This is a genomic window from Dyadobacter luticola, from assembly GCF_005860805.1.
Lineage (GTDB): Bacteria > Bacteroidota > Bacteroidia > Cytophagales > Spirosomataceae > Dyadobacter > Dyadobacter luticola.
Genome location: NZ_VCEJ01000002.1, coordinates 1,017,513 through 1,030,655 on the forward strand (window position 1 = coordinate 1,017,513; position 13,143 = coordinate 1,030,655).

6 protein-coding genes and 2 tRNA genes are annotated in these 13,143 nt (G+C 44.9%); 1 reads left to right on the plus strand and 7 read right to left on the minus strand.

Annotated elements, in window-relative coordinates:
• Positions 1-4: 4 nt before the first annotated feature.
• The 5 genes from FEN17_RS04320 to FEN17_RS04340 form a co-directional block, all read right to left on the minus strand.
• Positions 5-3,430: a CRTAC1 family protein gene (locus tag FEN17_RS04320; RefSeq protein ID WP_171037839.1), complete on the minus strand. Its 3,426-nt coding sequence runs from the start codon at positions 3,428-3,430 to the stop codon at positions 5-7.
• A 185-nt stretch (positions 3,431-3,615) separates the two neighbouring features.
• Positions 3,616-4,167 (minus strand): LytR/AlgR family response regulator transcription factor, encoded by a 552-nt coding sequence (locus FEN17_RS04325; RefSeq protein ID WP_310589756.1) that lies wholly within the window; start codon positions 4,165-4,167, stop codon positions 3,616-3,618.
• Positions 4,168-4,170: 3 nt separating this feature from the next.
• The gene (locus FEN17_RS04330; protein ID WP_138364058.1) at positions 4,171-5,526 is read right to left on the minus strand and encodes a histidine kinase; all 1,356 of its coding nucleotides are present in this window, start codon (positions 5,524-5,526) and stop codon (positions 4,171-4,173) included.
• Between the two features lie 254 nt (positions 5,527-5,780).
• A tRNA-Lys gene (locus FEN17_RS04335) sits at positions 5,781-5,853 on the minus strand.
• Between the two features lie 227 nt (positions 5,854-6,080).
• Positions 6,081-9,290, minus strand: a complete 3,210-nt coding sequence (locus FEN17_RS04340) for a TonB-dependent receptor (protein WP_138364059.1) — start codon at positions 9,288-9,290, stop codon at positions 6,081-6,083.
• A 269-nt stretch (positions 9,291-9,559) separates the two neighbouring features.
• On the opposite strand from FEN17_RS04340, the gene FEN17_RS04345 reads away from it, so the two are divergent.
• Complete coding sequence (locus FEN17_RS04345; protein WP_138364060.1) at positions 9,560-10,924, plus strand: matrixin family metalloprotease; 1,365 nt, start codon at positions 9,560-9,562, stop codon at positions 10,922-10,924.
• Positions 10,925-10,980: 56 nt separating this feature from the next.
• On the opposite strand, the gene FEN17_RS04350 is transcribed toward FEN17_RS04345, so the two are convergent.
• Together FEN17_RS04350 and FEN17_RS04355 are read right to left on the minus strand one after the other, a co-directional pair.
• Positions 10,981-11,053, minus strand: a tRNA-Thr gene (locus FEN17_RS04350).
• A gap of 108 nt (positions 11,054-11,161) precedes the next feature.
• Positions 11,162-13,066 (minus strand): DUF349 domain-containing protein, encoded by a 1,905-nt coding sequence (locus FEN17_RS04355; RefSeq protein WP_138364061.1) that lies wholly within the window; start codon positions 13,064-13,066, stop codon positions 11,162-11,164.
• Between the last annotated feature and the right edge of the window lie 77 nt (positions 13,067-13,143).

Sequence of the window (13,143 nt, forward strand, 5' to 3'; positions counted from 1 at the left end):
TTGCTCAGGGTTTTAATGTGTTCTTAAAAAGCTCGGTATCAACCGTCCGTGTGTTGTATTGCCGCTGATATTGCTCGTGTTTTTCGTCAGCCGGATAAGCGACATTCTTGCTGTAAGGGTATGATGGCATTGCATGAAAAGGCAGCGGCGCGACGGTTTGTCCGTTTGCGGTGTTCAAATCGCCATCTTTGACCCAGCCTTCACTGTAAATCAGGAAGTTCCTTTTCCAGCCTTTTTGTAATATCGGGAGCTTTTTGGCGTCGAAATCAATCGTAATCTCATCACCTGAATTTGCGATAATGTATTCGTCATCAGCGTATTGTAGCAAAGGCAGGACATCACCATAGCGGGTATAATTTCCTGTCAGGTCCCGCCATTTTTGTCCTTTTGAAGGATTTTCATATTTAAACCAATGTGGTCCGAAAGGCCCGCCTTTGGTGAAAGACTGCGAGTAGCCGCGGAATGCCAGGTTAGCGCTAGTCATATTCAAGGTCGTCATGCTGACAGGCGCTTTGGAAATGCTGTTGGCGAAGAAGATTTCGTCCCAATAAATCTGCATATTCGTTTTAATCCGCACTTTCCGGTTGTCAGTCGTCAGGAATTTTCCGGTCAGATCAAGGATCATCATTTTGTCCTTGCCCATCGGGAAACCCATAAACGGGATCACCGTTTCCCATTCACCTTTTTGGTTGATCACCTGCAAGCTTGGCGGCGAACTTTTAATGTCATCCGACTGCGTCATGGATAGATTGATGCTGGCATCGGAAGGAAAAATCCAGCCTCTCAAAAATAGGAAAAGACTATCTTTCAATGCCTTATCCCCCAAATCCAGCACAATGTCGTGATCATGCACCACACCCTGGAAACTCCCGGGCTCCAAATTGGAAACATAATTGAAGTCGTAAGATTTGATCTTCGGCAAGACGTCATTTCCCTCTTCATCCACCGCAGATACCGGTAAATTTTTGGCTGCCAGTGGATAAACTTTCTTACCTGGAAAAGGCGGCGCTACAAAACGCTCGTCGGCGAAAACGTCCACAGAATCAGGATGATCGATGGCGATCAGCTCAGCTTTGTCGAAATACACTGCCTCCCACAATTCCTCTGTGATTTTTATGGTATACTTGTCGTCCTTCGGCTTGATTTTTTCGCCGGGGATCAGCAGGTATTCTTTGGAAGGATCTGAGAATGCGTAAGTTGTATCATTTCCTTTGACCGCAAACGGCATCCCGAGCGCACTCCGCCACATCATATCTTTCAGGAATTCGTAGTTCGTCCCGTTCCAGACAAACAAAAAGGGGCAGGAACCTTTCAGCATTTCATTTTCGACAATCCGCTGGTTGCTCGACGGATCGTTGATTATTTGCGGGGTACCGTTTGGCCAAATAATCCTGACAGCATCCAACGTCTTGCGCTTCCCGACGCCAAATGTCGTCACCGCCCTCGTCACTGTTTTCAATTGATACAGGTCGCCCGCTTTCAGTTCCAGTTGTGCCCCGATGCCCAGCCGGTTGTTTTTATTGTTCCCGTAACCCAGCCCGCTCAGCTTGACAATCATGAAGTTATTCGAATTTCCACTGTCATTCCGGAGCATCTTCGGCCCATCGGAAGTGTCCAGGAAAATGTCATCATCCCCATCCTCATTAAAATCGGCGATGCCGATCCTATAAGCTTCTGCAATATTCTGCGGCAGCAGGTTGGTGACATTCGTAAATTTCTTACCATTCTCATTATGAAAAAGATAAAGGCTTTTCGTTGACACATTTGCAAGAACTTCGGCCACCAGCAAATCCAGATAACCATCGTTGTCGAAATCAAAAAATACCGCGTCCCGCACTTTCAGGTTTTGAAGCGCATTGTCTATCACTTCCGTTGCCGCATCAGCATTAAATGTGCGTCCCTTTGTATTTTTCAACAACTGACTTTTCCCGGCGCCCGCGACGAAAACATCCGTCAAACCATCATTATTATAGTCTCCAAATGCGGAAACTTCCCCTTTCACGTTTTCCAGCCCAGCCGACGAACTAGCATCTGTAAACCGCGAGTGACGGTTATTATTAAATAGTTTCAAGCCTGTTGACCCGCTGGACGCAAGGATATCGAGGTCTCCATCGACGTCATAATCAGCAAATTTCAAATCGTAGGTCCCGCCCGCAGCAGTCAGTCCCATCGCACTTGCCTGCTCAGTGAAAGTCCCGTTATTATTGTTTCTAAAAAACAAATTTGAGGTACCGGTAGCAGCGTATAAGTCAAGATCACCATCCTGATCAAGGTCGGCAAATAGCATTTTCCGCACATTTACAGCCTTACCAAGACCGATGTTATCCTTCTGAAAAATAAAACCATCCCCTTTGTTTTTGATCACCAAAATCCCTTTGGATGTAGCGATAAACAAGTCCTGATAGCCATCATTATCATAATCGCAAAAAGCCGCATCCTGATCTTTCTCATTGTGCATCAGTGGATTAGCGATTTCCCGGAAGCTACCAATCCCGCTGACGAGCAGCCTGCACCGCTGATTTCCACCCGTGACGGAACTGGTATACACATACATTTCGCCACCCTCGGAATAATCGGTCACCGCCAAAATCGGGTTGCTGATTTCTCCCACTTTTTTGGGTTCTGTGCCAAATAAATCGGCGGCATCCGTAAACCGGAAACCTTGTAATCCTTCCTGCCGGCCCGTGGGCATGGGCGTATTCATAAACTCACTCGACGTAAATTCGGCGTAACCGATGGGTAATTTCGGCTCCTGCAAAACGGAGAGGCTCTTAATGTATGTATTGGTGATCTTAAAAAGGTCGCGGAAATGTTCGAGGCTGGGCAATGCTTTTGCAAACTGATTTTTCTTCAACTCGCTGATAATCTTGGCATATTGGCTGTTTAAAACAGGCGAGAGGGCAGGGGATACCTTCTTAATTCCCTGCAAATAAAATGTTGCCGAATCCGATTTCTTTTCCTGGATAAACAACTGCGCCAAATCCAGCCTGACGACCACGCTCGCCGGGTCATACCTCAAAGTAGCAAACAGATATTTTTTCTTTTCCGCCTTATTGATGTTGGCCAGTTTATAATACGCAAAGGCACTTTTCGGGCTTCTTTTAACGATGTCATTCAATTGCAAAATCGCATTCTGCTTGTCATTTTTTCCTGCGTAAGCAGCCGCGAGAATTGTCCGCAATTCAATGCTGGCCGGTTTCACCTTCAAGCCTGTTTTGGCAATGTTCTCCGCCTTGACAAAATTCTTCTGCGAGAGATACAATTCCCCCAGGTCCGCATAACTCGCCGGATCCTTCGGCTCAACCTTAATCGCCTTCAAAAACGCCATCTCCGCTTCCTTAGGCTGGTTTTTCTGAATGTGTTTATAGCCAGTGATCCGCAGCGGCAGGCTGTTTTTTTGTGCGCTTGCACCCACAAAAGCCAGCGTCAAAATGATTGGTAAGATCAGTGTGAACTTGCAGAGAAAGCATGTTTCTTGGTAGAATTTTACTGATATCATCAAATCGAAAAGCCTAAAAAGGGTAGGTTAGTGGCAGTACGGCAAGCTACAAAGTTACCCTAAATGATGAAAGTACTTTTCGAGAGGTTTTTGCTGAGGGGCTTATATTCGAGTGACTAGTGAAACAACTCCCGCTGCGCCCTGACAAATCCATAAGGTGCAAGCAAAGTTTCATATTCATTTATGGGTTTGCTGACAGTAATTTGGCCCACGCTTTTGATATAAAAAGTCGTGTAACTATTATCGGAGCGACAGAAAATAATTTCATTGATCGGCACATATCGAATTTCAGAAGCTTCCGGTAATGCAATTTTCTTCTGACCCTGATTTTGTATATTCTCAAAAGACTGAATGAGCATATCAATCTGCATTTCCCGGTGCCGCTCCTTTTTCTTTACAGCGGCTTTTTCAACAGCAAGCAATAATTCCTGTGTGTCCAAAGGTTTGAGCAGGTAATCGGTAGCGGAAAATTTAATTGCCTGAATACCATATTCGTCAAACGCCGTTACAAAAATAATGCTGCCACGATAGTTGCGAATTTGTTTAAGCAGATCAAAACCAGTTTCATTCTGTAACCGGATATCCAGGAATAATATTTCAATATTTTCGGACATTAAAGTTTCAATCGCTTGCCGCGAATTTCGAGCAGATGCAATTACATTTACCAGATACTATTCCTTCATCAGTAACTCTTCTTTCAAGGAAACAAAGTCTTTTTTATTGCAGTCCATGATGGTGCGCAAAAAGGTCGCCACTTCACTGATATATTCGCTAGCCGCCTCAGCGTCGTTTTTGCGGATCAAACCCTGAGCTGCATTGAGCGAGTTAAAAAGAAAATGGGGGTTGAGCTGGCCGTTTAGCAGTTGTAGTTGGTTTTCAACCTCCCGCTTCTTGCGGTTTAGCAGACGGAGTTTCCTGGCATAAAGTCGTTTTTGCATGAAATACACTATTAAAATAAGAAATGTCAACACGACAAATCCCGTTGCCCAATAAATCCATTTGGCCATGCCAGGCGCTTTTTTAACCCGTATCGTCACGGTGTGTCTATTTTCACGCTGGTGCTTGTATCTCAAAAATACTTTTATTGTTTGATCTGCTTTTGGATTATGAATGTAGATATAAGAGTATTCACTAATAAGCCTTGTATTTTTCCCACCCAGGTCACGCCAATCGTTCGGATTATAGCTTGTCGCATATTCGATTCCACTATTTCTTTGCGTTTGTCCAAAGAATTGAAACTGGTAATCTTTATCAAATCTCAAAAAAGCAGAGTTTCCCGCTTCCATTTCAAGCGAGTCGCTTACACGCGTCCGCTCGGTTCGCCGCTTATTTACTTCATTATTTAAAATGTCTTCAAAGCTGGCGGTTGATGAAAATTGTATAAAGTCAAAACTATCCGGAACGCTTTTGACCCGATGTGTTGAAAATTGATACGATTTCTCCTTCTCAATTTTACTGCGAATAAAAACAACGATTGAGTCGCCGACCGCTAGTGTAAATTGCCCAGCATGAAAGTTCTGTACAGGAATAGTTTTAGGCTGATCCTCAAATTGCGAAAGATCACCCAGTTTCGAATTACCAATGTAAAATTCATGGTCTGGATCCAAGCTCGTGATATCAGTCCAATCGTCATGGGATTTGCCATTTACTGCGATCCGGAATTGCAGGTCGGTAAGGTCTGATTTTACGCTTCTTTGCTTTGAATTAAGTAATTGCTGTTGCTGAATAAATGAATAGAAATCCAGCGAGAACTTTGCTACTGAGATATAAAAGCGGGAGGCAGAAGTACCCAAAAAGTTTTTTGTTAGCGCAGAATCTGTATAAAGAAATTGATTCTCATGGTTCAGAGTAAGAAAAGAAACCTGCTTATTGCTACCCAGCAAATCCAGATTCCCAGCCCTGCTAACCAAACAGGAATCACAAACCTTCCCATTTATTATTTTTTTGACAACCATTATCGGCTGGTCATTTTGCGCAAGTAATGCAAACGGCAAAAACAGGAAAAAACAAATTATCAACTTCATCATACGCCAGGATCGTTTAAATTCTCCGCAAGTAAAGCAGTCGACCCTCGACGAAAATAAAGAAAAATGAATTCGGTAGGTTTTGGATTGAATTGGTGTTGGGGGTTTGATGAGTGAAATTCGCTGGTCTATTGACTCACCAGATAAGTCACCAGCAATTTATGGAAAATTGAATCTTTCAGTACAATCCGGCAAACAAAAAAGCCTGCTAATCTATTGATTTGCAGGCTTTTGATGCTTTTTATTATTTCTTCTAGTGATCCCGCTGGGATTCGAACCCAGGACCCATACATTAAAAGTGTATTGCTCTACCAGCTGAGCTACGGAATCGTCGACAACCGTTTCGTTTATCGTGGTGCAAAAGTACAATTTTAATGTAACGAACCAAATTTCTGGACGATGATTTTTAGTGTTTTTAAGCCGCTAGCGGGCAATGTGGCTGTAAACTAGAATTTTATATTCTGAAAAAAAGCGAAAAATAATCCGGAGATAAAAGGAGGGAAAAACAAAAACCCGGCTGCATCAGCGCAAGCCGGGTTTTATATGCATTATCTAATTTAAAAGCTATAACGTAAACCGATCTGTACCTGGTAAGGGTTTCCTGACGGCGTAACTACACCGGCCGTATTTACGCGGTAGACGAACTGGTTTTTGGTTCTGTCGAATGCTGGCTGCGCGGGGTTGCCGTTTGCTGCTGGTACGCCGAGTGCGTACAATGCCTGCGTCCCCAATGTTTTGGTGCGGCCCCATTCCTTGTTCAGGAAGTTCGCGAAGTTGAATATGTCAGCGGAAATTTCGATGGCGTGGGTTCCGGCGATGCGGATGCGCTTTGATGCGCGGATGTCGAAAATACCGTAGAAGCCGTTGATACCACCGTTTCTTTCCGCGATTTTGCCTGAATTTTTTGTAATGTAATCTTTGATGCTCTGGCTTGCGTTTGGATTATCGAGGATAGCTTGAAGCCCTGCTCTAACGTTCTCGGGTACGCTTGGATCGTTTTTGTCAAATACAAATGCCAGGTCGTTGGTGCCTACAAAGTCACCATTGGTATTACCGCCCGAAAGCAGCGTGTAGCGCGTACCGCCGATGCCGGAGTAGCGAACACCCACATTTACGCCCCAGAAGCTTGGTGCTGAGCCGTAGAACACGATTTTGTTGCGGAACTGGTTGTCGGAGTACGACATCAGGCTAAGGTTACGCGGATCGTCACGAACCGGCAGCGAAAGCGTCGCACTGTTGGCTACGTTACCATTGAAGGAAGTGTTATCCTTGATATCGTTGTACGTGTAACTCAAAGTAATTTCGCCATCGCGGAAGTACTGGTATTTCACATCAGCCACGAAAGAGAACGAATTTACTTTACCCTGGCTGTTCAGTTCCAGGACGCGGCCAAACTGCGTGCTTTTGCGACCTTTCAGCCAGTCACCTGCACCGTTGGTTGGCATTTGATCGCCACCCGGTACAAATACGCCCCGGCTACCTTCGTTTGCGAGGCGGAAAAAAGGCTCGTCCACCATGTTTCTGTCCACATACATATAGTTGTTGCGGCCCAAAGTCATGTAACCGGCAACCCCCACTTTCAGCTTATCAGTCAAATATTTATTGTAGGAAATGTTGGCCTTGTACATGATGGGTACGCGGGCATCCTTACCATTTGTGTTGATCGTAGGCAATTGGAACTGAGCCAGTGACGGAATGCTGTTGTAATTAGCGCGATACGCTGCAAAGTCCGGCGTAGGAATGTTCGGGCTGCGTACGTCCACGGTCGCCAGGTGTTTTCCGTCAAATGTGAGGTTGTTGATCACCACATAGTTGTTGATATCCGACGCGAACACACCGCCGCCAAGACGGAAAATATCTTTATGCTGGTCGTTCACATCCCAGGTAAACTGCGCGCGCGGCTGTACCACAAACGATTTGATTTTGTTGTCGGTACGGATCTGCAAGGCATCGTACAAGGTTTGGTTCAAAGGCGAGCTTGGATAATGTGCGTAATCCAGACGAACACCCGCTACCAGATCAAGACCAGTTGCCAAAGTTGTTTTTAACTGACCGTAAATACCTGCATTCCAGATCGTTCCTTTTACCGACCAGTCGTCCATCAAAGGTACCTCGCGGTAATAACGATATGGTTTCAGCTCGTTGAACTGGTCGAGGGCAGTTTTGCCTGCAGTTGCATCCGCCGTGTAGTGAAAACGACCGTTAACCTCCGAACCATAAGTGGAATGTGAGCGCGTCATCATAATGTCCGCACCAAATGTGTACTCGACTTTATCTGTATTAAAATACAGGTTATCAACCACTTGAAGTACATTGTTGGTAAAACGCTCCTGTGCAAAGCGGTGACCACCCATCTGAATGTTCGTCGAGCGGGAAGAACCGTCGCTGAGTACCGAGTTAATGTTTTCCACGATCGCTCTTGGAATGTTATCGGCTGGGAGCTGGTCGCCGGGTGCGCTTCTTTGTTTTGTGAACAAATGCTGCACTTTCAATTCATTGGTCACTTTCGGGTTCAATGTCGAGCGAAGTGACGCGAGCAGGCTGTTATCCTGGTTAAAATCGTTTCCGTAAGATTCGTAAATGTTGATCGTGGTATTGTCCGCCAGACCCAGTTTGTTGCGGTCATTGGTATAGTTGTTACGGATCGTCAAAAGGTTACGGTTGTTCAACTGCCAGTCGATACGTGCGAATGCTGCATCAGAACCGCGTTTTTTGTCAAAAGAACCAAACTGCGGATCATTGGAAACACCGTATTTACTGCGGGCAATGCTTACAAACTGATCAAGCGTATTGCGGGTAACATTGAAACGGTTTTCATCCACAGGGCTCAACACGTCCGCAATGATCAATGGACGGCTGTCCTGCTGGTGATCCCAGGCCACAAAGAAATGCAGCTTGTCTTTCAAAATCGGCCCGCCAAGCGAGAAACCAAACTGGTTCGTTGAGAAATTGTTGTTTTGTTTGTTACCACGGATATCATAAGGGCTTGATAACCAGTCAGCGCGCGTATAATTAAATGCACTTCCGCTCAGTTGGTTGGTACCCGATTTGGTAACCGCGCTGATGGTACCACCACCGCTGCGACCGTAAGTAACATCGTATTGGTTGGTAACTACCTGAAATTCGCGCACTGCTTCAATCGAGATTGAGTACGGAGCACCGCTTCGGCTGGTTGTGGCACCGGCAGAAGTCGGGTTTTTTGCACTCATACCGTCAATCGTATAGCCCGTAGAAGAACCCAGCTGACCCGAAATGTTACCACCGCGGCTCAACGGAGAAAGGTCCATGAGAGAGGTAAAGTTACGACCGTTCACCGGCAGACGCGTAATGTCACGAGCCGAGATCGAGGTAGAAGCGCCCAGGTTTTCAATTTTGTTTTTGATACCAGAAGCCACTACGCTCACTACTTCCAGTGTTTGACCGGCATCTTTCATGCTCATTTTCACCTTAATAGCATCGCCTTGGTGCAAAATGTAGCCTGTCTGTTTTTGTTCACCAAAACCAACATAAGTAGCGGTTACTGTATAAGGTCCGCCCAGGGGAAGCTCCTTAAAAGCATATTCGCCTTTTGCATTGGAAACAGTACCTGTCGTAAAACCTGTCGATTCGTTTTTCACCTGGACGGTAGCGCCGGCGAGTTCGGTATTCTGGTCGTCGGTGACGATACCGGAAATAGACGCCTGGGTAGTTTGAGCAATCACCGCTGAGAAACTCAGCAGGGTCAGGATCAAAGTTGCGTTGATGAGTAGTAAAAACTTTTTGCGCATGGATAAATATTTATTGTGATAAAAATTAGGCGCAAAAGAAGCCTTCCATGTTTTCCTGAATGTTACTACGACGTTATCGAATTGTTAAGGAGTAGTATGCTAAAAGAATTTTGAAGTAGGGTGCAAAAATCCCCTTGATTAATGCTAGATGTAGTAGCCGACACGACTCATTTATCTACCGGTCAATATGGGTTAATTAAGGGAAATGATGTACCAAGCCTTCCAAGATAGCTTTGTCCTGATTTTTAAAACTTAAAACTGTTTGACCTATGAAGACAAAGTTTATCGCTTTACTGTTGCTGCTAACGCTAATTGGCCAGTTGGGGACCGCGCAGAACCGACTTAAGACTAAGCCAGAAGCCTTCTGTGGATATGTTTCCCAAAGAGGAAATGCCACCATACTAGGAATGTGTGACAAACTCGACAAATGCGAAATTAAATATTTCATCAAGAACGGCACGGATGATGTTATTGATGAGAATGCCGCAATAGCGCAAGCATTTGACGCATGGGCTGCTGTAATTGACCGCAAGTTTACGAAGACAAATTACGAAGCTGAGGCTGATATAACGTTTCAGTGGGGCGGAACTGTCGGCAGTAGTGCTGTCGGCCAAACAGCTCCCTGCGCTGTGCCAATACCTATCTATTTCAGCTCAACAGTAAAATGGGTTACCAGCTATTTTCCAATTACAGTTGGAACGTATAATGTATTCCGCATTGCGATCCATGAGATAGGACATGCATTGGGATTGGATCACTCAGATTCTATTAACTCGATTATGTATCACTCTCCTACAGACAATAATTCTTTAAGCGACCAGGACATCTCTGCCGTAAGAATTTTACATGGCGCGAACACAGGGCCAATTACTGGCCCCAAATATCTTTGCGTTGGTAGCACCGCCACTTATTCAAGAGGACAATTTGGTTTTTGGAATAGCACAGGAGGAGTCACTATCAACTCGTCTAAGACTGAACAAATGGTAAGCGTCACTGCAACTAGTCCAGTACCTGGTAAATTGAGCACTTCTCAATGTTTATCTTTCGATGTTTTTACTTCAATAAATCAGCCAGGCGCTATACTGGGTACCTCGCAAATCTGTCCTGGTGAAGGCGATGGGTACTTTACTATCAATGCTGTCCCGAGTGCCGCCAGTTACGTTTGGTCTGCCAGTGATCCTTCGGTTGTGTTGCACCCTAATGCTTCGGGTACTACGTGCACTGCTACTGGCATTACAAAAACATTTACCTTATCAGTCAAAGCGAAAAATCCGTGTGGAATTAGCCCTGCTACAACCAAGACTGTTACTGTCAAGAAAACGTACGGGCCTCCATGCAACGGTGAAGATTTGGTATCAACAGGAAAAGAAATGCTGATGGATATTAATAGCGAAACGCTAGAGGCGACTATTTATCCCAACCCAACTACCGAAAATTTGAATCTAAATATTCAGGAAACGGATCAGCATGTATCAGTAAGTATCTATAATGCTGTCAATGGAGCAAAACTTCTTACCAAAGAGGTTTCCGGAGGCAAATCAGTCCTGGATGTTACCTCCCTGCCAAAGGGGAATTATATCATGATAATAGAAAATGACAAAAATATAACCAGAAAGAAATTCAGTCGTAATTAGCAAAACCTCTGAAAACAAAAAAACCTGACCGAAAAGTCAGGTTTTTTTGTTTCAAGAGCCCCCAGTCGGGATCGAACCAACGACCTACTGATTACAAGTCAGTTGCTCTACCAGCTGAGCTATGGAGGCCTTTATTCTGATAGCGTTTGTTATTCCGTTATCGTGGTGCAAAAGTAGCGCGTCAGGTTATACGATGCAACTTATTCAAAGTATTTTTTCCGCACTTTTTAACAGGTTTTAGATAGCTTCCTGAATAATAGTTAGTTGATGTTTCAATTCATCCAGCTGAGCCAGGGCTGCATTGATCTTTCTTTCAAAATCCGCTTTCAGTTTATCCGAAGTTTTTGATTTCGCGAAGAATTCAATATTGTTTTGCCAAAGCGCAATGTCATTTTCAAGCTGTGTGATCTTGCGTCTGATATCGCTCTCCTTACGATAAAGATTACGATTGTTGTCTCCGCCATCGCGAACCAATTCCACTTCACTTGCCAAAACAGCCTGCTCTTTCTCCTTGCTGGAAAGCTGGCCGATTGCGCTGACATACGTATTGATTGCACCGATGTAGCGTTTCTGAACCGTCTGCATGTCCTTCTTAGGAACAAAACCGATCGAAGACCACTCACTCTTAAATGCATTAAGCAAGTTCAGTGACGATTCATCCTTGCTTTTCGCAGCGGCTTCAATGCGCTCGATCAGGTCGATTTTCCGTTTCAGGTTGTTTTCAAACTCTTCCTCAACCTCCTTGTTTTTCGAACGTTTTTGATCGAAATAAGCGTCACAGGCTTTTTTGAAACGGTCGTAAATGGTATCCTTATATTTCTCAGGAACCTGCCCGATACCCTTCCATCTTTTCTGCAACTCGATCACTTTCTGCGTGGTAGCAGGATTATCTTCGCCGGTTGTCAGGATCGCTTCTGCTTCCGCGCAAAGTTCATTTTTCAATGTCAGGTTCTGCTCTCTTTTCGATTCCAGCTGACGGAAAAACTCGCCTTTATTATTGAAAAACGTTTTCAGCGCAGCCCAGAATTTCTTGCTCAGCTCTTTACCCTCTTCACGCGGCATAATGCCTTTCAAAGCAACCCACTGATCCTGGAAAGCCATGATTTCCTTGGTCTTGCCATTCCATTCTTTAATGCTGCCAGAGTTATAGGTTGTGAATGGTACAATCGCTTCATAGATTTTCAGCTTCTGATCGTAGTTTTCCTGCATCGATTTTTTCTGCTCGGCAAACTGCCCTCTCTGTGCATCATAAAGCACATCCAATGCTTCTTTGAAACGCTGCCAAAGTTTTTCCTGATCTTCTTTCGGTGCAGGACCTAAATGTTTGTAGTCTTCGAAAATGTGGTTGGCTTCATTCAGGATCTCTTTGGTCATCGGCCTGTCCGCGAGGGATTTACCCAATTCTTCGACCTTCTCGCAAAGCTCCGCTTTCAATTCGGCATTCCGGCGTCGGTCCAGTTCTTTCAGCTCAAAATAGATATTCCGGTTGCTGAAATAGCGGTCGATCAAAGCATTATAAGTAGCCCAAAGTGTACCATTATGCGGCGAAGCAATGTTACCCGCCAGCTTCCACTCGTCTTGTATCTTTTTAAATTCCTCCCAGCTGGATTTCAGATTTGAAGCATCCGTCTCTTTTCCCTCATCGTCCAGTAAAGCCCGCAATCGTTGCAGCAGGGCGGTTTTTACATTAAAATTCTTCTCTTTTTCTTTTTCCTGACTTTGGTAAAAAGAGTTTTTCAGCCCGCGGATCTCACGGCTCAGCGAATCGATTTTCTGGGTTTCGGCGTCATACTTAAACTCGAAGCCCTCTTCATCGCCATTATCGGCCACAAACGCCTTCAATGCTGCCTCGCGTTCCTTCAATTTAATTTGATCCAGAACAGGCCGGATTTCGCGGGAAACTGCTTCGGCTTTTTTCAGAAGAGCAGGCTTCTGGCCCTCGGTTTGAATCGACGCAAGTTCGTTTTCTAACAAGTTAATCAGCTGTTCCTTTGATAGTTGGCTGTAATCCACGTCAGGCGTTTCCTCCTCATGCTCTTCCGTCAACTCGCTGTTAAGATCAATTTCGAGGGTGTCAACCGTCTTTTGTTCCAGGTCGTCCTGCTCTTCGCCTTTGACCCCTTCTTGTTGTTCTTGTGCCATCGTGATTTTTGTTTCGTACGTACGTCTCCTCTGGAATTACAAATCTAATAATCTTTCCCTTGAAATGGCTACTTTTG